This window comes from Saccharolobus shibatae B12 (assembly GCF_019175345.1).
Lineage (GTDB): Archaea > Thermoproteota > Thermoprotei_A > Sulfolobales > Sulfolobaceae > Saccharolobus > Saccharolobus shibatae.
The window spans coordinates 715,001-737,374 of sequence record NZ_CP077717.1 but is presented as its reverse complement, the minus strand read 5'-3'; the positions used below and the strand labels follow the sequence as shown (position 1 = coordinate 737,374).

The 22,374-nt window shown below is 35.6% G+C and carries 19 protein-coding genes (1 of these 19 running past the window's edge); 13 read left to right on the top strand and 6 right to left on the bottom strand.

The genetic code is table 11. The features are described 5' to 3' along the window. Window positions 1–3: 3 nt before the first annotated feature. Complete coding sequence (locus J5U23_RS04105) at window positions 4–861, top strand: SMP-30/gluconolactonase/LRE family protein (RefSeq protein ID WP_218267047.1); 858 nt, start codon at window positions 4–6, stop codon at window positions 859–861. Between the two features lie 30 nt (window positions 862–891). Then, window positions 892–1,602, top strand: coding sequence for a purine-nucleoside phosphorylase (locus J5U23_RS04100; RefSeq protein ID WP_218267494.1), 711 nt, complete (start codon window positions 892–894; stop codon window positions 1,600–1,602). Between the two features lie 287 nt (window positions 1,603–1,889). On the opposite strand, the gene J5U23_RS04095 is transcribed toward J5U23_RS04100, so the two are convergent. Beyond that, window positions 1,890–2,291, bottom strand: a complete 402-nt coding sequence (locus J5U23_RS04095) for a DoxX family protein (RefSeq protein ID WP_218259553.1) — start codon at window positions 2,289–2,291, stop codon at window positions 1,890–1,892. 42 nt (window positions 2,292–2,333) lie between these two features. On the opposite strand from J5U23_RS04095, the gene J5U23_RS04090 reads away from it, so the two are divergent. Continuing rightward, a complete protein-coding gene (locus tag J5U23_RS04090; RefSeq protein WP_218267493.1) occupies window positions 2,334–3,539 on the top strand; it encodes an AIR synthase family protein in 1,206 nt (401 codons plus the stop codon). Here the strand turns inward: J5U23_RS04090 and J5U23_RS04085 are convergent. Then, on the bottom strand, window positions 3,526–4,434 hold the full coding sequence (locus tag J5U23_RS04085) for a tetratricopeptide repeat protein (protein ID WP_218267046.1): 909 nt from the start codon (window positions 4,432–4,434) through the stop codon (window positions 3,526–3,528). The genes J5U23_RS04090 and J5U23_RS04085 overlap by 14 nt on opposite strands. 120 nt (window positions 4,435–4,554) lie before the next feature. Between J5U23_RS04085 and J5U23_RS04080 the strand changes: the two genes are divergently transcribed. The 5 genes from J5U23_RS04080 to J5U23_RS04060 all read left to right on the top strand — a co-directional run bounded on the left by J5U23_RS04080 (window position 4,555) and on the right by J5U23_RS04060 (window position 10,815). Next, complete coding sequence (locus tag J5U23_RS04080; RefSeq protein ID WP_218267045.1) at window positions 4,555–5,184, top strand: YkgJ family cysteine cluster protein; 630 nt, start codon at window positions 4,555–4,557, stop codon at window positions 5,182–5,184. Between the two features lie 75 nt (window positions 5,185–5,259). Beyond that, window positions 5,260–6,696 (top strand): ABC transporter substrate-binding protein, encoded by a 1,437-nt coding sequence (locus J5U23_RS04075; RefSeq protein WP_218267044.1) that lies wholly within the window; start codon window positions 5,260–5,262, stop codon window positions 6,694–6,696. Window positions 6,697–6,738: 42 nt separating this feature from the next. Further along, window positions 6,739–7,683 carry an ABC transporter ATP-binding protein gene (locus J5U23_RS04070; RefSeq protein WP_218267043.1) on the top strand — a complete coding sequence of 315 codons (945 nt, stop codon included), beginning with the start codon at window positions 6,739–6,741 and terminating at the stop codon, window positions 7,681–7,683. Beyond that, on the top strand, window positions 7,676–9,322 hold the full coding sequence (locus J5U23_RS04065; RefSeq protein ID WP_218267042.1) for an ABC transporter permease: 1,647 nt from the start codon (window positions 7,676–7,678) through the stop codon (window positions 9,320–9,322). Before J5U23_RS04070 ends, J5U23_RS04065 begins: the two co-directional genes overlap by 8 nt. 83 nt (window positions 9,323–9,405) lie before the next feature. Then, window positions 9,406–10,815, top strand: coding sequence for an MFS transporter (locus J5U23_RS04060; RefSeq protein WP_218267041.1), 1,410 nt, complete (start codon window positions 9,406–9,408; stop codon window positions 10,813–10,815). On the opposite strand, the gene J5U23_RS04055 is transcribed toward J5U23_RS04060, so the two are convergent. Then, a complete protein-coding gene (locus J5U23_RS04055; protein ID WP_218267040.1) occupies window positions 10,808–11,761 on the bottom strand; it encodes a zinc-dependent alcohol dehydrogenase in 954 nt (317 codons plus the stop codon). The genes J5U23_RS04060 and J5U23_RS04055 overlap by 8 nt on opposite strands. A gap of 2 nt (window positions 11,762–11,763) precedes the next feature. Then, window positions 11,764–13,023 (bottom strand): MFS transporter, encoded by a 1,260-nt coding sequence (locus J5U23_RS04050; protein ID WP_218267039.1) that lies wholly within the window; start codon window positions 13,021–13,023, stop codon window positions 11,764–11,766. Between the two features lie 425 nt (window positions 13,024–13,448). Here J5U23_RS04050 and J5U23_RS04045 point away from each other — a divergent pair, with 425 nt between their 5' ends. From J5U23_RS04045 to J5U23_RS04035, 3 genes are all read left to right on the top strand, one after another. Continuing rightward, window positions 13,449–13,910, top strand: a complete 462-nt coding sequence (locus J5U23_RS04045) for a hypothetical protein (RefSeq protein WP_218267038.1) — start codon at window positions 13,449–13,451, stop codon at window positions 13,908–13,910. A 41-nt stretch (window positions 13,911–13,951) separates the two neighbouring features. After that, window positions 13,952–15,157: a Zn-dependent hydrolase gene (locus tag J5U23_RS04040; protein WP_218267037.1), complete on the top strand. Its 1,206-nt coding sequence runs from the start codon at window positions 13,952–13,954 to the stop codon at window positions 15,155–15,157. A gap of 82 nt (window positions 15,158–15,239) precedes the next feature. Beyond that, window positions 15,240–16,574: an aminotransferase family protein gene (locus J5U23_RS04035; RefSeq protein WP_218267036.1), complete on the top strand. Its 1,335-nt coding sequence runs from the start codon at window positions 15,240–15,242 to the stop codon at window positions 16,572–16,574. A gap of 47 nt (window positions 16,575–16,621) precedes the next feature. On the opposite strand, the gene J5U23_RS04030 is transcribed toward J5U23_RS04035, so the two are convergent. Beyond that, entirely contained in the window at window positions 16,622–17,596 is a 975-nt protein-coding gene (locus tag J5U23_RS04030; RefSeq protein WP_218259541.1) for a metallophosphoesterase family protein, read from the bottom strand. Window positions 17,597–17,674: 78 nt separating this feature from the next. Then, window positions 17,675–19,264, bottom strand: a complete 1,590-nt coding sequence (locus J5U23_RS04025) for an APC family permease (protein ID WP_218259540.1) — start codon at window positions 19,262–19,264, stop codon at window positions 17,675–17,677. 309 nt (window positions 19,265–19,573) lie between these two features. Here J5U23_RS04025 and J5U23_RS04020 point away from each other — a divergent pair, with 309 nt between their 5' ends. Next, entirely contained in the window at window positions 19,574–20,896 is a 1,323-nt protein-coding gene (locus tag J5U23_RS04020) for an aspartate aminotransferase family protein (RefSeq protein ID WP_218267035.1), read from the top strand. A 78-nt stretch (window positions 20,897–20,974) separates the two neighbouring features. Beyond that, window positions 20,975–22,374 carry the 5' portion of an amino acid permease gene (locus tag J5U23_RS04015; protein WP_218267034.1) on the top strand. Its footprint extends 160 nt past the window's final position, so the window shows 1,400 of its 1,560 coding nt (coding positions 1–1,400); its start codon is at window positions 20,975–20,977; the stop codon falls past the right edge of the window.

Sequence of the window (22,374 nt, the reverse complement as noted above, 5' to 3'; positions counted from 1 at the left end):
AGCATGGAGTCAAATTTAATTACCTTAAGTAATTACAAGGCAGTTTTAGGAGAAGGTCCAGTTTACGATATGGATTTAAACACGCTTTTTTGGGTTGATATTGAGGGAAAGAGAATATTAGTTAACGATCTTAACACCGGTACTGAGGTATTCTACGAGATGCCGGATTTTGTCTCATCCTTGTGTGTTATCGATGATAAGAGGGTTATCGCTACTATTAGACATGGATTTTATGTAGTAAATTTAGAAAGAGGCGAGATTAAGAAGGTTGCTGAAGTGGAAACTGATGTTGAATCGAATAGATTTAACGATGGTAAATGCGACACGCTTGGACGATACTGGGCTGGGACTATGAATATGAACGAAAGGAAACCAACTGGAAGTTTCTATAAGTTTGATGGAAGTAAAGTAATTAAGATGCTAGAAGGTCTCACAGTGTCAAATGGTTTAGGTTGGGATCCAGATAATAAGCAAATGTTCCTTATTGATAGCCCAGTCAGAAAGGTTTTTGTGTTCGATTTCGATTTAAATAAAGGAGAAATCTACAATAGAAGGGTTGCAGTAGATTTTGGAAATGAACCGGGAAACCCCGACGGAATGGCAGTTGATGAGGAAGGGAATATTTGGGTAGCCCATTGGGGTGGAGGAAAGGTTAGTAGATGGAATCCTAAAACAGGAAAGAAACTACTTGAAATAAAAGTTCCAGCAACCTATGTTACCTCAGTGACTTTCGGTACTCCAGAGTTAAATCAATTATTCATTACCACCGCTGGGAAGAGCCAAGATCCATTAGCTGGTAAAACGTTTACAACAAGAGCCAATGTAAGAGGATTACCCAATTTTAGGTTTAAAATCTCGTAAGTTTTATATCCTTAAGTGTTATTTTTCATTATGAATCCAGTTCACATTTTGGCTAAAAAGGGAGAAATTGCGGAAAGGGTTCTGATAGCTGGAGACCCAGGTAGGGTCAGACTGTTATCGTCACTGTTAGAAAGCCCTAAACTAGTTAATGAAAATAGGGGATTCCTAGTCTATACCGGTAAATATAATGATGATCTTGTAAGTATAGCAACTCATGGAATTGGAGGTCCTTCAATAGCAATAGTTTTAGAAGAGTTAGCAATCTTAGGAGCCAAGGTTTTCATTAGATATGGCACAACTGGTGCATTGGTCCCCTACATTAACTTAGGTGAGTATATAATAGTAACTGGTGCATCCTATAACCAAGGAGGGTTATTTTATCAATATTTGAGGGACAATGCTTGCGTGGCCTCTACTCCAGATTTTGAGTTAACTAACAAGTTATTAACGTCTTTCTCTAAAAAGGGTTTGAAGTATTATGTAGGAAACGTATTTAGTAGTGATGCATTCTATGCTGAAGATGAGGAATTTGTAAAGAGGTGGAGTAGTAGGGGTAATATAGCTGTTGAGATGGAATGCGCGACGCTGTTTATGTTAAGTAAGATTAAGGGATGGAAGAGTGCAACTGTTCTGGTTGTAAGTGATAATTTGGCTAAAGGTGGCGTTTGGATTTCAAAGGAGGATTTGGAGAAAAGTGTAATGGAAGGAGCTAGAGCTGTTTTAGATACCTTGACTAGTTGACGTATGAATTGTTTTTTAAATAAATATAAAAATTAACTCGATAAAGCTATTTGCTCATTATCATTTCAAGTGTTAAAATACGTCGATGACGAGATGTTAGAAGTAGTACTAGAAATTCAGATAATATCTAGATAAATGGAGATGCTGAGTTTATTAATATTTGCCTTTATTAGTAGTTTCTAAATAGAAAGCACAATTTAAATACGGGGTCCATTAATTCTATAATATAGTTTATAGTTAATAAAAATAATTTTAACGTTAGGATATTAGAGGAGATTAATAAAAAATTAAATTTGTGGACCAGCTAATAGGGAGAACTCTCCTGGACCTAATAGCAGTAATACTATTGCCCCTGCTAGGAATAGTATATCTAGATCTATCCCTGGATTCATTCCAGTAGCTAGTGGTTTTTTCATCCTATGGCTTACTACTATAGTACCTATGAAGAACAAAATTAACACTGCTGAAACTATTAGCGATATTGCTCCAACTATTACTAAAAGCCCTCCTAGAATTTCAACTAACATTGAAAGATCTACAAATATTGGCGGTACACCTAACTGCTTCATAAATCCTTTAAACTGGGAATTAGCATTTTTATTAGCCTTAGCTACACCGTGTGGTATTAGCGAAATTCCATACAGTATTCTGAATATTAATAGACCAATTGAGGCTAGGGTCGGATCCATGTTGGTTTCCTCCGGAAAACTACTTTACTTAGTAAAGCTTATATAATCAACTTAACTTCGGTTAACTTAGTTACTAGATGTAAAGTTAGTATGATAGAAGCATTATATACTTTTTTAATGGAATTATATTTATTCACGTTCTCTAGTGTTAATTCGAATAGTACTTGTAGAAATGATTTGATTCACTTAACTTTTTTAAAGTTGTATTCCCTTTCTCATCTAATGCACTTAGGAAAGATAAATGAGGATGTATTTAATAAGGTAATCTACCCTCACCTTGGGGAAAAACGAAAAGAAGTTCTAGTTGGTCCCCAGCACGGAGTCGATACTGCAGCAATAGATCTTCAAGATGCTAGAGTCTTAGTAGTAAAGACTGATCCGGTCTTCATAGTGCCACAATTCGGGTTTAAGAAGGCAGCGTGGTTTGCAGTACACATACTAGCTAGCGATGTAATGACCTCTGGCATTCCACCTCAATATGCTGTGATAGATCTAAATTTACCGCCCAAAATTAAAGATGAGGAATTTGAGGAGATGTGGATTGGTATTCATGAAGCACTAAAGGAGATTGAAGTTATGGTAGTTGGTGGTCATACGGGAGTATATGAAGGTACTGATTATCCGATGGTTGGGGGATTCACTATGTTTGGAATAGGGGAGAAGGAAAAATTGGGAATGCCGTCTAAGGTTAAAGTAGGAGATAGTGTAATAATGACTAAGGGGCCAGCAATAGAGGCTACTGGTCTCCTAACTAACCTTTACCCTGAGTATTTTAAACAAAGATTGGATAAGGAGATCTTTAACGAGGCTTATAATATGTACTGGAAGATGAGCTGTTGGAAAGACGGTTTAATAGCATCTAGAAGTGGTATTCATCTAATGCACGATGCTACTGAGGGAGGTGTCTTTGGAGCTTTGACAGAGGTTGCAAAAGCAAGTGGTAAGGGTATGAAAATATATGACGATAAGCTTTTCATCCATAGGGCTGTTAGAGAGGTAACAAAGTTGGTTAACATAGATCCGTGGATATCTATAAGCGAGGGTACAATGATCATAGTTACTGATAAGGGAGAAGAAGTGAGGGAAGCGTTAATAAAAGAAGGAATTGAGGCTGAAATAATTGGAGAAGTAGTAGACCAAAGTGGAGATGTAACGTTGGTTAAGAAAGACGGAAGTAGAGTAAAGATTGAACATCCATTAGAGGATCCCTTCTGGAGAGCGTTTTTCGATTTAGCTAGCAAAACTTAACTAATACTTTCTCTATAAGTTCTCTGGTTTTTTCCTTAAATTTTCTCTCCTTACTTTCTTCACAAATAATTTCTCTATATTCCTCCGTCTCCTCTAAATATTCTGTTAAAGCTTTTGTAGCTCTTCTCTCATCAATCTCTGCTAGGACTTCTACTTCTGTTAGTTTTATGTAAGGGTTATCTGGATCAATATCTATAGCTTTCTTTATGGTCTCATAAGCCTCATTAATTTTTCCCATAAAGATTAATGTTCTAGCTTTGCCTTCGTAATGATACGGATCTTCTGGATTTACACCTATTGCCCTATCATAGTACTCAAGGGCTTGGTCATATTTTCCTATCGTAAAATACGTATACGCTATTGCGTAGAGGTTTTTATCATCGTTTAAATTAGTCCTATACTCCTCAATTGCTTCGTTGTATTTCTTCAATTGAAATAAAATATCACCTTTTAACTTATGAACTTCCGGAGAGTTGTCAAATTTTAAAGCCTCATTAACCTCTTTTAAAGCTTTTTCATAATCTTCTAGTTCATATAAGATATTAGCCATGTAGTAATGATATTCCTTCTCCTTATTAGGTATATCCTTATCGATCTCTACTGAAAGTTGAAGTTCCTTTAAGGCCCTTCTTATTAATTTTTCATCGCCATTGGCATATCCTTCCCCATACAGTGAATAACCTAACAGGCAATGGTATTTTGCCTCATCCCTCTTTAGCCTAATCGCTTTACTTAAGCTATCTATTGCCCTTTTATACTTACCAGCCTTAAAATATACTAGCCCCATCAAATAATATAGTTCTGGATCATCTTTCTTTTGCTCTATTTTTTCTTTAATTCTCTTTAAGGCCTCACTGTATTTCCCTTTGTTTATTAGCTCTAATATTTCACTCATCTCTTCTTCTTCAGCTCCTCTTATTTAATAACGTTTTCTTTTGTTCACTAGCTTTAAGTCTCCAATTTCTATATTAATATTAGGATAACCATTTATTTTTCAAATTCCATTTCTTCGTATATGAAAATTAACGCTGATCAGATTAATCTAATAACGAAGAGAGGTTTAAGAGGTGATTTGAAAAGCTTCGAGAGATTACTAGACTTTCTAGAGAAATATGAGAGTACATCTGTAGTAAAGTATGGTATGTACTCTTTGATATTTCAGATCGCCATGAATAAATTTATAGATACTTCAAAAGACTGTGAGGAGTGTGGAGGGAAATGTTGTCAAATTGGATATCCCATACCAGTTTATGGATTTGATTACGAGGAGTTAAGGAATAGGTTGAACACAGATGATTTGAAGAAATTGGAAAAAGTAGAGAACAACTTATTTTTATTACGAAGACCTTGCCAGTTTCAAAAAGGATGGCTCTGCAGTATTCACAAAATTAAGCCATACGCATGTCTCTCGTATCCATTCGCAACTGAAGATGAGCAAAAGGAAGTAATTAATTCATATGATGGGAAAGGAATTCCAGATTTCAAAGTACCGGAATATTGTCCAGCAGGGAAGCGAGTAAAGGATATTATGAACCAAATTATTAATGATTTAATTAACAAGCTGGGAAGGGTTCCTACTCCGAGAGAGTTATATAATGAGTTAAAATCAAGATATTATAGTAATGAGGAAACCACCAGTAAATGAGTTGATGATTAGACCTTCAGTGGACTGATTTTGACCTGGGTTATTTTTTTAAAGTAGAAGTTGTATCTGATAAACATGAAAGCTATTTCAACTCTTGCAATAGCCATTATAATAATAATTGTGATAGCTATAGTAGCTGCTGCAGCGTATTTCATCACCTCAAGTAGTCATCATCCTTCTGTTGCGACGACTACTACACCGACCATTGCTACCAATACAACTGCACCAGTTACACTAACAGTAGTTACATTTAGTGGAGAATCCGCGAACTTTATCCAATACGCTGGTGAGTTATTCCATCAAGTGCATCCAAACGTTCAAGTTGAAGTTATTCAATACCCATTTAGTGAGTACATTCAGAAAGAACTTACAGCTCTTGAAGCTCATTCTTCCCAATATGATATTGTAGGCTTCACTTCCACTTCCGCCCTAGATGTAGCATCATATTTGTTGCCTTTAAATCAATCAGTTTTCAATTTCTCTGATATAATATATCCTCAAGAAGATTTCGGAGGATTGTACTATAATGCGTCTACAAATAAAACTGAAATAATAGGTATTGCGTACGAGACTGCTGTTTATTTAATGGCATACAATGCCACAATATTTGATAATCAGACCTTAGCACAAGAATTTGAGCAAGAATATCACATGAACTTTTCACCTATTACGTATGAGAATTGGACTGTAGTTTTAGATGTTGATCAATTTCTAATGTCACACCATATTACAAAATACGGTTTCCTAATTGATGACCATGTCGCACATGGGATTATTGACGCATTCCCTGCAGTATATGGCTGGTACTACTTTAGGAATAGCTCATTAAATATGGGTAATCTAGCGGGTTTACCTAACTATAACATAATGTTTGAAGGGAAAATATTGCCAGGTTTCAACTATCCTCTACCATCGTTTAATTCTACCTCTGGCGTTCAAGCTCTAATCACCTATAGGGAATTGGTTAGTTATGAGCCCAGCCCATCACAAATTCAAATATCATATGATAATCTTCCAGAATTCTTCTCTCAAGGAGCAGGTGCATTTCTATTTACTTCCCAGTTGAGTTATATTAACAATTCTAAAGATGTATTACTAGCACCATTACCTGGAGGATACGCGGAAACTGGTACTGACTTTTTAGGCATTAGTAAGTACTCATCACATCCTCAATTAGCTTTAGAGTTTTTGCAATTTTTAGTATCTCCCAAAGTACAAGAGATTGCATTCTTAAAGTACGGTAAGTTCCCAATTTCTAAACAAGCTTTTCTCTCACTAATAAGCAACTCCTCATTGCCATCCTATCAAAGGGAGTGGTTACAAGAGACTTATTTAGCAGCGTTAAATGCGACAGCGAACCCTCCAAATGTTCCACAAACGTATCCGTCGTTAATTCCAAGCTTCAACAATGAGGCGTTCCAGTTCTTAACAGCATCTCAGTATAATGAGACATATGCCATGTACGTATTACAACAAGCGGCAAACGCATGGATCAAGGCTCTTTCTTCATAACAAAAGTTAATACTTTTTATTTTTATATCTTATTGATAGTTCGTGATTACGCTAAAGGAGGTTACAAAGTTTTTTGGGAGTTTTAAGGTCATAGACAACATTAGCCTTAATGTTGAGAAAGGGGAGTTTTTCGTAATTTTAGGGAAGTCCGGTTCAGGTAAAACCACCTTGTTAAGGCTAATTGCTGGTTTAGAGAGAGTTAGTAGTGGGAAAATATTTATTAACAGTATGGACGTTACTGATTTACCACCCTCAAAAAGAGATATTGGAATGGTTTTTCAAAATTATGCGTTATATCCGAATAAAAAGGTTTTTGAGAACTTGATGATTGCATTGGAAAATTCAAGAATTGACAAGAAAAATAAAGAGGAAAGAATTATAGAAATTGCCAAGGAACTCGAGATATATCATTTAATGGACAAATATCCGGTTCAACTATCTGGAGGACAACAGCAGAGAGTCGCTATTGCTAAAGCGTTAGTGAGAAGACCCAAGGTATTATTGATGGACGAACCCTTATCTAACCTCGATGTGCAATTGAGGTATTCGGCTAGGAAATTGATCAAGAAAGTTCAAAAGGAGTTCAACATTACCACAGTATACGTTACACATGACTCAAATGAGGCCTTAGCAATTGCCGATAGAATTGGTGTAGTTGACAAGGGTAAACTATTACAAGTGGGGATTCCCGAAGAGATTTACAATAATCCATCAAGTGGAGAAGTGGCATCTTTGATTGGTAATCCTCCAATGAGTTTTGTTAAAATTGATGGTAAGATAATTGGCGTTAGACCAGATGATGTTACTATAAGGAATGATGGTAAGTATGAAGGGGTTGTGAGTAATTGTGAATTTTGGGGTTCATATTATTTAATTTACATAGATTTTATTGATAATGAAGTTAAGGCGATAAGTAGGGAAAGGATCAAGGAAGGCTCCAGGGTTAAATTTGATTTTATTAATTATAAGGTGTTTGGTAATGGTTAAGTACTCTATCCCTTATTTAACATATATTGCAATTTTCGGCATAATACCATTAATTCTAACCTTTGTTATTGTTGGAGTCAATTTCTCCGGCGCGATAAAGTCTTCCTTTAGCACTGCTCCTCCACTAGCAATAATATATAATACGTTTTTCTTTTCATTATTTACAGCAGTAGTATCAACTCTATTAGGGTATATTTTGGCCATCACTGTTGACATGTATCCCAAAAAGCTACTAATTCTTCTAATATTACTACCATTTACAATACCATTTACGGCGTCAGCCTTGATATGGGTTATAAGCTTTTACGGAGGTTACGGATGGTTTACATATTTATTGGGTATAAATTATGATCCATTATACTTTTCTAAAAGTGCATTATTTGCAGTAAGTTTAGTAAGTGCGTGGAGTTCTGTTCCTTTAGCTTTCCTTTTAATTTTGGCATCCTTGAGGAGTATTCCTAAGGAGATAAAAGAGTCTTCCCAAATAGATGGCTTAACGTTATCTCAATATTACTTTAAAATAGCCTTTCCGTATTCATTAAAGGGAATTTTACTAGCGTTTTTGATAACCTTTGTCCTTTCCATGGGTAACTTTGACTTACCTTATGTTATGACTCAAGGAGGTCCAGGTTTTTCTACAACAACGTTACCATTAATTGTATACTTCATGATGTTTCAATACGATAACTTCTCTGGTGGGGCGCTTTTCGCGTCGATTTTAGCGTTAATAGCCTCAATACCGGCAATCGGCGTTGCATTACTGGTGAAAAGCAAGGGTTTCAGATTTTCTCTTCCAGCAGTAAAAATTCCTGACAAAGTATTCAGAGTGTTAATGTTAGTCGTGTCTTCAATTATCATAATATTCTTAGACTTTCCAGTATATTGGATGATATTAGTAGCTACTAGACCAAATACCTTAGACTTTTTAAAACCCCCCGTTTTAATCCCAAAGGAGTTTACGCTCTCATACGTAATTTCATCATTAGAGTCATCTGTTCCATATATTATATCTTCAGTTGTAGTATCATTGATTGTAGGTATCCTTACAATAGTGTTATCTAGTCTGGGAGCATATGAGGGTGCCAGAAAGTTCTGGTTCTGGTTACTATTATTATCAATTTACCTCTATGCGTTACCATCTACCTCATACATTATTCCAGTATATTTAATGACTTCTGACTTACATTTAATAAACACCTGGATAGGATTAGCATTACCCTCGGCAATATTTACAGCATCGTTTGCCTTTTGGACCATGTTTAACTTCTACATAGACTTTCCAAAAGTGTATGAGGAAGCTGCTGAAATTGATGGTATGAAGAACAAAATATTAAGACTAATATTGCCACTCTCAAGGCCATTTCTAATTGCAACATTTGTAATCTCATTTACGTTTGCTTGGCACCTTCTATTCTATCCTTTAGTTCTAAGTGAGACTCCTTATCAGATGAACTTTCCACCAACTGGGAGTGAGACTGCAACAATTTTCGCTTTAAATGCCATAAGTCAAGGGTCAGTTAATTGGGCCTTATTAGCTTCATCAGCTTTAGTGGCATCATTACCGGTAATAATAGTTTCATATGTGGCGCAAGACTACATGTTAAGAGGTTTATATTCTGGTGGTGTTAAGGGGGCATGATAATTGATCAGTTCGTTAAAAATTATCGGGTTTACCGTTTATTAAGCAAACTTTTTAAGGTCTAATGTATCAATTTAAGCGCAATGAATACTAACTCTATCTTATTTGTATTAACTCTAGGATCCCTAATGGCTGCAGTAGACACTACGATAGTATTATTAGCACTTCCTACTATAACATCAAGTTTACATACCGATTTATTATCGTCAATATGGGTACTTTTAGCTTACATGATAGTTATTTCAGTTTTATCAACACAGGCTGGTAGGATAGGTGATTTATTCGGAAAAGGAAAGATCTACAATTTGGGGTTTGTAATATTTACAGTAGCCTCAGCCTTATGTGGTATTTCAACCAATATAGATATGTTGATTATATTTAGAATTGTACAAGCCATCGGAGGGTCAATGCTAGTGGCTAATAGTTCATCCATTGTGGCTGACGTTTTTCCACCTAATAGAAGAGGTAAGGCTTATGGAATAACTAGCTTAGGGTGGAACATAGGGGCGTTAGTTGGTATTGTTCTAGGTGGAATTTTGACTACTTTCTTAGGCTGGCAGTACATATTTTACATCAATGTACCAATTGGGATAGTCGCAGTCCTTTTAGGAGTAATGAATATTAAAGACATCAATAAGGTTAATACGAAACTGGATATACCTGGAGCAATCCTTTTGGGCGCTTCGTTAGCATTAATATCGCTATCATTAATGTTTATCGCTGCATCTGGAACTTCCACTGATAGTATTATTGAGTTAGCTTTAGGTATAGCGTTAATACCGTTTTTCTTGTTAAATGAAACTAGGAGTAAATATCCCATATTGAATTTGAAAATATTTAAAATAAGGCTTTTAACGTACTCAATCTTAGCTAATTTCCTCCAAGGTATTGGAGGACTTTCCTTGAGTTTCTTACTTATAATGTATCTTCAAGGTGTTAGAGGACTTAACCCTTTAGATAGTTCCTTATTGTTAACTCCAGGATACGTTATTGCTAGCATTTTAGCCCCATTTATGGGAAAGGTTGCGGATAGAGGAAAGCCAGGTATAGTAGCTGGTATAGGATTGATGTTCATTTTCATAACCTTGATTCTCTACTTCTTCTTACTAACACCCACTACTGAATATTATTTAATTATAGGAATTAGTGCGATTACTGGTATAGGCTCTGCGATGTTCTGGCCTTCTAATTCGACTGCCATAATGTTTCATGCACCTAAAGAATATTATGGTTCAGTTTCGGGGCTATCTAGAACGTTAGGTAACATAGGTACTATTCTAAGCTATGTCTTAAGCATAGTAGTTGCAACTTTAAGTATACCAAGGAATGTTGCCTTTGAGATATTTATAGGAACTACCAAGTTAAATGGAGATGTTAGTGCAACATTTGTGAATGGTTTACATTTTGCTTTTCTTATATCTTCGATAATAATAATAGTTGCTATGATATTCTCTTTTATGAGTGGGAAAACTAAAGAGAGTGTAACTAAGTAGAATCCATTTTTACGAGGACTTTTATGTTAGGTTGTTCTATTACGCATTTTCTGAACCATTCACTAATACTATCTATTGAGCATACCTTGTCTACTATCTTATTGAATTTTTCTCTATTTTCAGTAACTAGTTTTATAGAATTTAAAAAGTCATCTCTACTATATATAATCGAACCTTTAATTATTACCTCATTCCTAACTATAATATCTCTATTTAAGCTAATCTGTTCCTCGTCTAACCCAGTAATTATTAGCTCAGATCTAGCTACTGAGTTTTTAAGAATTGTCTGAGCTACTGTTATACTCTCTTGGTTATTTATGGTATCTATCAACGCAATTCTATCATTGAACTCAAATTCACTAGTTACTTTAAACCCTTTTTCTTTAAGGATTTCCTCTTTTCTTTTATCCTTCTCTATAATAAATGCTTCTAATCCGTTTATTTGAGCTACTATCGATATTAGAGTTCCAGTACTACCGCCCCCTAGTATTACAACTTTCCCTATCTCTTTGTCTATCTTATTTAATGCGGCAAGAGCAACTGCGGTAGGTTCTACTAAAGCTCCCAATTTTAAATCTAAGGCATCAGGTATTCTAAATACGAAATCTTTAGGCACGTTAATATATTCTGCCATTCCACCATCAGCGTTAACGCCAATAGATATTTTATTTTTACAACTGCTATAAAATCCCCTTATACAATTATTACAGTAACCGCACCAATAATTTGGAAAAATAACTACCTTTTCCCCTTTTTCAGTTATCCCAGATATTTCATGTCCTAAGACAATTGGTTCCTTAACTGGCTTTTTACCTAAATAGATGTTCTTATCAGTCCCACATATTCCTATGTATTTAGGGAAAACCTTTACTTCATTAGGTTTAGGAGACTCGTCTCTAACATTTTCCTTGACGAAATCTCTATTAAGAAAAAATACCTTCCACAATTCTAGCTCACCTTTATTTGCCTATAACTAGTTACTAATACAGTTCCTATGAAGTATATAAGCCCTATTCCAATCAAAATCTCCATTCCTAAAAGATATGCTTTGGTAACTTGCACAGTAGCTCCAAACACTATTGGTATTACTATTCCCCATAAAGTTTCCCAAAAACCAATATGGCCTCCAAATTGACCAGCTAATTCTGGCGTAACCAAGAAGGATGGTGCTGCCCATTGTATACCAGACCACCTTAGGAAAAAGAAAGTTACCATTAGAATTTCAACGGCCTCTATGGGGGAAGAAACTAGAGTGGCAGCTGCAAGACCTATGGTTACAGATAACGAGCTAACAGCAAACCCTACTTTGAACCCTAAATTGGGATTTCTCTTAATCAATTTATCAACCACATAACCCCCTACTAGCTCTCCTACGAAGCCGAAACTCCAGATCAATGCGGTGTATTCTAATGTAAAGGCTAAGGAAAGATGTCGAGCATAAAAAAGATACAAAGGTAACCAGGTAAATAGACCGAAAAATATTCCGGCCTGTGCTCCTAAGCCTTGCATATATCCCCAATAATTTTTGCTTCTTAACCAATATGATAACGGTAACTTAGCTTTTGTATTAACGTTTTCCCTCCCGGATAAGATGTAATCTAATTCCTCTTTGGAAATCTTTGGATGTTGTTCTGGTAAATCGTACAAGAGACGACCTAATATGATAGCGAGAATTATCGCCAAAAGTCCGCTAATTAAAAATCCTAACCTCCAAGCTAACTCTTTAGTAGGAATTATTGCAAACAATCCTAACATAAATAATGAACCAAAAACTATTCCTAGATTCACGCCAGAGTCCGAGATTGTACCACCTCTAGCCTTTTCATCTTTTCTAAGCCAATTTGCGACTATCTTTGTAACTCCAGGGAAGCCTACGGCTTCACCAATTCCCAATAATACTCTAGTTGCTATGAAGTAAAAAGCCGAGAAGGCAAATACGTTAATGGCTTGTACGGCTCCCCAAAAAATTGCAAATCTGCTAAAAACCCTCTTAGGCCCATATTTGTCCAAAAAATAACCAACCAAAGGGTTCATTATAAGGTATCCAAAGGTGAAACCATTTCCTATGATTCCAGCTTCAAAAGAACTTATGTGGAATTCACTTTTTAGTACTGGTAATGCAGTATTTATTAGCCCCCTATCTATGTAGTCTATTATAATTAACGCAAATACAATCAGAACGATCTTCCATCTTAGATTTCCTTTCATAAGGAGAGAATATAATTAGATATATATAAACTATTACGTTTACAAGTTTGTTAAAAAGGACCGTATACTAGTAAATAGTTTAAATTTACAATGTATACTTAACTTTAAAAGTTATTTTCACATTCTTGTGGATTAATAACTCATCAAATCGAATCAACCCCTTATCCAAACACTTTAACCAGTTGATAGATTTATTTATATTTTCTCAGAAAGCGGGATATGTCCATTTAACTAAGCTAATAACCTCTTTATTAGTACTTTCACTAAAAATACTCTTTTTATTATACGCTATTATTTTCTTATAATGGTTTAAAAATTTTTATTAATTTTATAATAGAAACTGTCTTTAACAGTATATTTCTCAAGGTCGTGTGAATTACATATGCTAGATTAATTTATAACTTCCACAATCAGTATCTATATAAATGCCAGATATAGCTAGAAAATTTCACGTTAAGGACGGTAAGAAAATTTATCTAAGAATTGGGGAAAGCCCGCCTATCATTAGAGAGGGAAAGGTAAATGAAGGAGCATTCTTTATAGTAGTTGGGGATGATCTAGGAGAAAAGAGGATAAGGCTAAGTGATCAAGAAGCTTTGGATATAGCGTATAGGATTATAACTATGTATCAAATGCATATAAGAATTTATAGAAAATTAGATAGACAATCATATCAAGAATATAAGCAGAGAATGGGAATAAGAAATGAGGGAAAAGAGGTAGAAACAGAAATCATTAGGTTTGTTATTAAGGCAGGAGGCGAAACCACAATAGATGAAATAAAGAGAACGCTGGGTTCTAAGTATGCCGATTATTTGGAGACCTTACAGAAGAAGGGATTAATTATCTTAAAGGAAAACAAAGTTTTGTTAAACCTCTCTAAATAACATCGTTAAGAATTTTTAACCTATAGTTAATATATTATTTAATGGATCCAGAAAGATTCTTAACAACTTTTCATTCATTAACCGATATAGGTTGGACTATCGACGGGGTAATGAGGCTTGCTTTAAACGAATATGATATAAAAGTAAGAGAGGAACTAATAAAAATTCTATCGAGTATAGGTGTTGACATAAAGGTCGATGATGCAGGAAATATAATTGGAGAATTAAGGGGTAAATTGGATGATACTATTGCGATTGGATCACACATGGATTCTGTGCCTTATGGAGGAAAATATGATGGTTTTTATGGTGTTATAGCCGGGCTTGAAGTATTACGAAGTACTAAAGAAAGAGGCATATCCAATCATTCCATTACACTTATAGATTTTACGAATGAAGAGGGTGCTAGATTCCAACCCTCACTTCTGGGATCTGGATTAACCACTGGAGTTTTCGATAAAAATTATGTTTACTCAAGGAGAGATAAGGATAATATGAGTTTTGAGGAAGCATTAAGGACTTCGGGTTTTATGGGAGATGAGAGTAATAGATTAATGTACAGGAAGCCTAAGTACTATTTAGAGCTTCACGTAGAACAAGGTCCAGTTTTGGAGGAGGAAGGATATCAAATTGGAATACCTTTAGGGATTGCTGGTTTAAGTGTCTATGAGATAACATTTAAGGGGCAATCCAGTCAGGCTGGGCCTACACCAATGGATAGGAGAAGGGATGCCTTAGTTGGAGCTTCCAAATTTGTAACCAGCGTTAGGGATTACGCAAAGAGACAGGAAAATCTAAGGGCAACAGTTGGTATACTCAACGTTAAACCAAATATATACAACGCCATACCTAGGGAAGTCAGACTTACTGTTGACGTTAGGAGTATTGAGAGGAATAGGATAGATCAAGCTATAAATGAGTTAGTTGATATTGCAAAGAGGATTGCCGATGACGAGAGATTAGAAGTTGAATATAGACATTTGTGGACAGCTAATCCTGTAAATTTCTCTGAAGAAGTTATTAGCACTATAGAAAGAGCGTGCAAAGAATTGGGTATGAGATATAAGTTCATGTACAGTTGGGCTGGACATGATGCCCAGTATATGACTAAGATCTCTAAAGTTGGGATGATATTTATTCCATCTCATTTAGGTATTAGTCATGCAAAGGAGGAGTTTTCTTCAGATGAGGATATGTTAAATGGGCTAAGAGTTTTTGAAAAAGTTGTGAAACTTCTAGATCGGTAATGATGTTAGAGATATATAGTTCCGTACTAATTTTAACTATATGTGTAAAAAGTTTATAATGCATTTTATAATATAATAAAATATGGGAGATGAAGAAGATAAGAAGATTATTAAGGAGCATACCTTCAAAACGTGGAGTAAACAAAAGGGCTGGGATCCCATAATTGTGTCAAGTGCAAGAGGAGTTTACTTTTATGATGTAGAGGGAAAGAAATACTTAGACTTTTCCTCACAATTCGTTAACGTAAATTTGGGTTATGGAAATGAAAGGGTTATAAGCAGTATAAAAGAACAACTGGATAAGTTACAATATATTAATCCCTCTTTCGGTGCTGATGTTAGGGCTAAGGCGACGAGAGCTTTACTCAAGGTTATGCCTAGAAACATTAGTAAGTTTTTCTATTCTACTTCCGGTACTGAGGCTAACGAAGCAGCAATAAAAATAGCTAGGCTTTACAGGAAGCCTAAATATAAGGTCATAGCTAGGTATAGATCATATCATGGATCCACTGAGGGGTCAATATCTCTTACCGGAGACTATAGGAGGTGGTTTGTAGAACCTAATACTATGCCCGGAGTTGTGAGAATACCAGAACCATACTGCTTTAGATGTCCACTTAAGCTGAAATACCCTGACTGTGGAATGGCGTGTGCGAATTACGTGGATTACGTTATTAGACAAGAAAAGAACGTTGTAGCAATGATCGTTGAGCCAATAACTGGTACAAATGGTGTTATAGTGCCTCCTAAAGAGTACATGCCTTTAATGAGGAAAATAGCTAAGGAGAATGACGTTTTATTTATTGCTGATGAAGTTATGACTGGTTGGGGAAGAGTAGGGGAATGGTTTGCCGTAAACTTATGGAATATCGAGCCAGATATATTGACTACTGCTAAAGGCGCTTCCGCATCTTATGTTCCAATAGGAATTACCGGTGTAAGTAAAGAGATAGGAGAGTTCTTTGAAGATGAAGTTTTCGCTCATGGACATACTTTTGAGGCTCATCCAGTTTCATTGTCTGCCATCCCTGCAGTAATAGAGGAGTATGAAAGGCTTAACATTCTCTCCCATGTGAAAATAATGGGGGACTATTTGGGTAAAAGACTTCAAGAATTGAAGGAGAGACATAGAAGTATTGGTGACGTGAGAGGTGTCGGGTTATTCTGGGCAATTGAGTTAGTAAAGGATAAGAATAATACTCCATTCGGAGGGTATGAGGATAAGTTTGAAGGTAAATTCACGCTCGTCGATATCTTAGCTAGAAAACTATTAACGGAGAGAAATATTTATGTTTACAATGGTCCCTCATGGTTCATAATCTCTCCTCCATTAATAATAAATAAAGAGGAAGTAGATGAGGGCGTGAACGCTATAGATGACATATTAAAAGAGGCCGATAAGGAATTTCACGGTTAAAAGGCTATTTCTATAAAAAAATAATATTCTTGCTGTTTGTTATATAATTACCCTATAACAAATTGATGCGTTTTCACTTTATTTTCTTCCAAAATTATATAAGTAGCATGCAACATTCCCAAATGATACTCACTACCTGGATTAATAATAATAGTCTTATTTATCTTGTCAAATGCCCTTGATTCGTGAATATGTCCATGAATACCCAATAAGGGTTGAAATTCCTCCTCCAATTTCCTTATTGAAATAGAGCCTACATGTGTCATCACTATTTCACCGTTTTTTACCACAGGCTTTAACGTTTTATCTAATAAGGGGGCATTATCTAAATTTGTACCATATGGCGGGGCATGTAAGTTGAAAATTGCCTTTGCAGGATTCTCAACTTTCTCTATCATCTGCTTTAGGTTAGAGTAGATCTCATCTTCGATCATTTCCCTTGGGGTGTTCCATGGCGTAGGATTGACATAGCCGAAAGTGATCATCTCGTATCCATTTATATTGACAATTTCTCCTTCACATTTCACCATTCTTTCGCTCTTGCCTATAACATCAAACATGTATAGGGGATCGTCATTGCCTAAGTTAGTATAGATTTTTAGATTAGTTCCTTTCAATTTCTCTTGGGCTATCCTATCCCATTCTTCTAATCTCTCTAGTATTACTCTCCTAAATTCCTCATCTAATGCTTTTCGATTCTCATTTAGTTCTGTAAGGCCTTTTTGATCAACTATTGTGTAATAAACTCCAGAAGATTTATATTTCTTAATAATTTCATCCAAACCCTCTTTTCCCACAGTCTTATCTTCTACCTTAAACTTACCATCTCCAATATCTATTATTGGAACTAGTGATTTACCGGCTAGGTCTCCTCCTATAATTAACGTATCAGCTTTCGTCATTAAAGCAGCGTTAAGGAATTTTCTAAAAGCGGTTTCGGAACCGTGAAGGTCACTGGTAAACAGTATCTTAAGGCCCCCTATCTTATTTGAATCTGGATTATTCCTTTTGAATAGTCCCACAAGTGTTAGACTGGCATTAACTCATATTTAAAATTAAATATCTAAAAAGAAGATGAAAGAATAAACAAAAGAGTTAACTTATTCTGGTGGTATTTCCTCAAAAATCAAGTTCATCTGAATTCCTCTCTGCTTATTAATGATGTATGATGCTACGTAAATCATAATTCCGCTTGCATATATTATTACTAATGAAAGTATTGTGGGAAAGTTTATTGGTAGCAACACTGGATTTCCCCAAGTTTGATATAACGCATAGAGAAGGAATCCAAATACTGGAAACCCTATTAGAGATACTATGGGGATTCCACCTATATTTTTAATATGGACACCTCTGTTGAAGAAGTTCCTCTTTATGAAAGGTGATAACGCAGTAGTTAAGGCGAAAATTCCATAGCTTATTTCGAATATCACTGTTACATCTACGATCGATATTGATGAGACATATGCGTAAAGTAATACTCCTATTATACCAACAATTACAGTAATTATTGTAGAGATTAATGGTATGTGAAATCTTTCATTTACATCAGCCAATTTCTCTGGCATTATCCTATCAAACGCCCATGCAAAGAGATATCTAGTTAGGGAAACAACTAAGGGAGGATTGCTATAGAAATTGGGTAGCCAAAATGCTATCCACATTATAATGTATAAGAATACGTTGTGGTTTACTAATAAGGCGAAAAAGGGAGTGAAAGTACCCATGGTACTTAGATCATTATAAACTGTACTATTTAACGAATTTGCGGAAATGTAGGACCAAGATGTTAAAAATCTCTCACCAAAGGCGTGGAGATTAAGGGAGGTAAATAAAATATAGTAGACTCCTATGAATAGTACTGCAACCACTATACCTAGTAGTGAATTATACTTTACTTTCTTCATCTCTCCACTCCAAGATGCTGGTAAATTATACCATACATAATAATACCATACTACTGGAATTGCTAGTAAGGCTCCATAAAGTGGTGATACGAAACTTAAGCCATTTGAAGTAGCGGTTGATATTACTTCGTCATATGCATTATTTACTCCAGTGAAAGATGATAGTGCGCTAGAGAACTGTGAAGGACTTATTAGGACTAAAGCCACGAATGTTATAATTGTTGAGAGTATCGATATAATACCAGTTACAAATACAAAACTCCAACCGTATTTTCCTATAGAAGCTACGATTGCTCCCATAATCAATATTATAATACCTACTATTACACTTCCTAGAGTTGTGGTAAAAAATGAGCCTAAGTTTAGTAATGCTTGATCATTGTAAAAAAGCCCTAAGCCACTAAATAAATAAGCAAACCATTGCGCACCTAAATAGCTATATAATCCCAAGGATAGTGCAAAGGCTATCCATAACGCCCAATAATTGACAAATGCAACTAGGGAATGTGATGATCTAGCTTGAAATACGTAATCTCCACCTGATCTAGGGGTTGAGATTGACGCAATGTAAAAAAGAAATGCCATTCCTAAAGTGGGTAACAATGATATTAAGTAAGATAAGGTCCAATTTGCCCCTGGAGCGAGATAAAGCCATGATACTATTAATATAGGTATTCCACCCGTTACCAGTCCAAATGTAGCAAAGAATGATGCCCAAGGACTAACTTCTCTTACTAAACCAGAGGATTGTCTTATGAAAACAGATTGGTTTTTATCTGGCATTTTAAATAGTGTGGTATATAAAGTGCTTAAAAACCTTACTACTATCACATTTTTAAAGTATTTAAAGTCATATGTGGATTCGAATTTTCTTTTTTAACAAAAATACCTACCTCGATGGCGAGAAAAGTTATATTGATCTCTTCAATTTCTATTTGATAATTTCCCCAATTACACTTATAAGTATTGTACTAGTATAAACTGTAACTATTTTAGAAATTATTACAACTTTCTTTTCCTTGGCAAGGATGGTCAATTTCATACAGGCGAGTAGATGATCAGCTTTTAAGCAGTGCTAGGAAAGTTAGTTATATGGAAGAAAATTTTGACGCAAGTGTATTGGAAGCTCCAATAATTAATGTGACCCCTCCTGGTCCTAAATCACTTAAGTTATTAAAAGATCAAGAAGAGTATGAGACTTCAGCTGTAAATTACCCTAAATACTTTAAGATAGCAATTGATAAAGCTCAAGGTTCTACCATAACTGATGTTGATGGCAATGTATACATTGACATGGTTACCGGGATATCCGTGGTTAATCTAGGTCACAACAATCCCTTTATAAGAAGGAGAGTTCAAGAGCAATTGGAAAAAGTATGGCACACCTTAGAAATACCAACGGAAATAAGAGTTAATTTCAGTAAAAAGTTATTATCTACCTTAGGATTTAAGGCTAAACTGTTGTTTACGACAACAGGTGCTGATGCTGTCGAGGCAGCAGTGAAAATAGCCAGATACGTGACTGGAAAGAAAACTATAATTGCCTTTGAAGGTTCGTATCACGGGATAACTGCTGGCACTTTAGGTTTAACTGGTGCTAATAGATTTAAGGAGTTTAATCCGTTCTTTGACGACAGAGTGGTGAAGTTCCCTTATCCTTATCCTTATAGATGCCCATTTAAGGACTGTTTAAATGAAATATTACACTTACTAGATTACGCAATGTCAAATCCTGGATATTTAGGTGGTGATGTGGCTGGGATATTAGTTGAACCAATTCAAGGTGAAGGAGGCTATGTAGTTCCACCTAAGGGTTTTCTCAAGGGTCTCAAGGAATTAGCGGAAAAATATTCAGTCCCATTAATAGTCGACGAAGTTCAAACTGGTGTAGGAAGGACTGGAAAAATGTGGGCGTATCAATGGGAAAATATTGAGCCGGATATAGTTGCAATTTCCAAGGCAATAGGTGAAGGAATACCAGTTTCAATGGTAGGCTATAGGGAAGATTTGAATAAACTACCCACTGGCTTTCACCTTGGTACTTATAGGGGAAATCCCTTAGGATTGGCGGCTGGATTAGCTTCTTTAGAATTTATAGAGAAATATAACATTCTCCCAAGGGTAGAGAGGTTAGGTAAAAAGATTCTAGAGGAGTTGAGTGAAGTTGAAAATCCACACGTAGGCGATATAAGGGGATTAGGCTTCATGATAGGAATAGAGTTAGTTAGAAACGGAAAGGAACCTTGGAGTGAAGGGACAAAGATTGTCATAGAGGAAGCGTTAAAAAGAGGGTTATTGGTGTATAAGGCTGGAAGATGGGATAATGTGATAAGACTTATGCCACCATTAACAATCCCAGAGCCATTGCTTAATAAGGCAGTAGAAATTTTAAAGAGAATCCTTAATTCAATTTAGCATATTTTTAAAAACTGTACAACTGTTTGAATATTAAAGCTTATTATTCTTATTTTATTTTATTCCTATTGATTTCCTATGGAAAAGTCTAAAAAGGGAGTATTCTTAAGGGAGTCGTCTGGTTTAGTAAGAGAGTTTGGCATATTAGACGCCTTGTGGTTTAATATTGCCTTACTTGGGCTACTATTTTCCACATATTATGTAGCTTCCACTGGTCCTCTAGTTGGCGGAAATCCTTTATTAGGATTAATATTACCTATACTTGGATTTTTCCTAGTAGGAATGATATTCTCGTATGTTGGCTCTAAGGTTCCAAGAGTTGCTGCTGATTATGTTTATGTCAGTAGGAATTTACATCCTGCATTAGGTTTCGTAGGAAATGCTGGATACTTTTTAGCAACTGTGCCTTTATTCATGGGAATTACTGGAATAACATTACAAACATTTGGTCTAATACCCCTATTAACAATCCTAGGCTACTACACCCATAATCTCTCCCTAATAGCAATAGGTTCGCAAATAGATAGTAATCCGTATTTGATAATGGCCATAGGTGCTACTGAGATAGTTATTATGTCCTTGATTCCAATCTTTGGAAATAAGGTATATAGAGTTTTTCAATGGTTGGCAATTCCTCTGGCGTTGATAGCTGCTATAGGAATGATCATAGTAGAGGCAGTAGTTCCACACTCCTTAGCCATAAGTAGGCTGAACGAATTCGCGTTAACCTACGCAAACGTTACAAACTTATATGCCAATGTAACATCATCAAATGCTCCAGTGCCAGCATATTATAACATTTACAATATCATTTCATTAAACCCGGTCTACGTAGTGGGATTCTCTTATATAATTAATACTGTGTATATAGCGGGTGAAGTAAGGAACCCAAAGAGAAGTATGCCAATAAGTATTCTAGGTACTCTAGTTATAACTGGATTCATATTTACAGCAGCATTAGCTCTTGAGTATAACCAATTTGGATATGACTTCACCACTAAAATGATGTATTTAAGTATAGTTCAAGGAACTTTACCAATACCTACCCCATATTTAGATTTGTTGGAGGGTGTGGCTAGTGGAAATGTTGTATTAGGTGTCCTGTTCGCCTTAGCTAGTATTTTACAACTGCTCATGTACTTGTCAGCAGCGTCTTTCGTGGGAAGTAGATTACTATTCTCTTACGCGATGGATAGAATTATGCCGGATTTCGTAGGTGATGTTAGTGAAAAAAGGCATGTTCCCATTAAGGCAATAGTCATATCAATGATAGCTGGACTCATAGGATTAACAGTGTTTACGTTACCTGTCACTTCGGCAGGGGCGTTCTTGCTTTCAAGCGTTGCAGTTGCGATATTAATGCTATTTCCAATGACCATACTGTCAATAGCTGTTTTGAAGACTGAGAAGGGTGAAAACAAGATAAGAACTGTTGCAATACTATCCATAATTTATCTAATTTATACGTTCTATCAATA

Bases quoted from the DNA above. Each gene is read 5' to 3' on its own strand.
- J5U23_RS04105 (WP_218267047.1), top strand. From the start codon at position 4: ATGGAGTCAAATTTAATTACCTTAAGTAATTACAAGGCAGTTTTAGGA.
- J5U23_RS04100 (WP_218267494.1), top strand. From the start codon at position 892: ATGAATCCAGTTCACATTTTGGCTAAAAAGGGAGAAATTGCGGAAAGG.
- J5U23_RS04095 (WP_218259553.1), bottom strand. From the start codon at position 2,291: ATGGATCCGACCCTAGCCTCAATTGGTCTATTAATATTCAGAATACTG.
- J5U23_RS04085 (WP_218267046.1), bottom strand. From the start codon at position 4,434: ATGAGTGAAATATTAGAGCTAATAAACAAAGGGAAATACAGTGAGGCC.
- J5U23_RS04080 (WP_218267045.1), top strand. From the start codon at position 4,555: ATGAAAATTAACGCTGATCAGATTAATCTAATAACGAAGAGAGGTTTA.
- J5U23_RS04075 (WP_218267044.1), top strand. From the start codon at position 5,260: ATGAAAGCTATTTCAACTCTTGCAATAGCCATTATAATAATAATTGTG.
- J5U23_RS04065 (WP_218267042.1), top strand. From the start codon at position 7,676: ATGGTTAAGTACTCTATCCCTTATTTAACATATATTGCAATTTTCGGC.
- J5U23_RS04060 (WP_218267041.1), top strand. From the start codon at position 9,406: ATGAATACTAACTCTATCTTATTTGTATTAACTCTAGGATCCCTAATG.
- J5U23_RS04050 (WP_218267039.1), bottom strand. From the start codon at position 13,023: ATGAAAGGAAATCTAAGATGGAAGATCGTTCTGATTGTATTTGCGTTA.
- J5U23_RS04045 (WP_218267038.1), top strand. From the start codon at position 13,449: ATGCCAGATATAGCTAGAAAATTTCACGTTAAGGACGGTAAGAAAATT.
- J5U23_RS04040 (WP_218267037.1), top strand. From the start codon at position 13,952: ATGGATCCAGAAAGATTCTTAACAACTTTTCATTCATTAACCGATATA.
- J5U23_RS04035 (WP_218267036.1), top strand. From the start codon at position 15,240: ATGGGAGATGAAGAAGATAAGAAGATTATTAAGGAGCATACCTTCAAA.
- J5U23_RS04025 (WP_218259540.1), bottom strand. From the start codon at position 19,264: ATGCCAGATAAAAACCAATCTGTTTTCATAAGACAATCCTCTGGTTTA.
- J5U23_RS04020 (WP_218267035.1), top strand. From the start codon at position 19,574: ATGGAAGAAAATTTTGACGCAAGTGTATTGGAAGCTCCAATAATTAAT.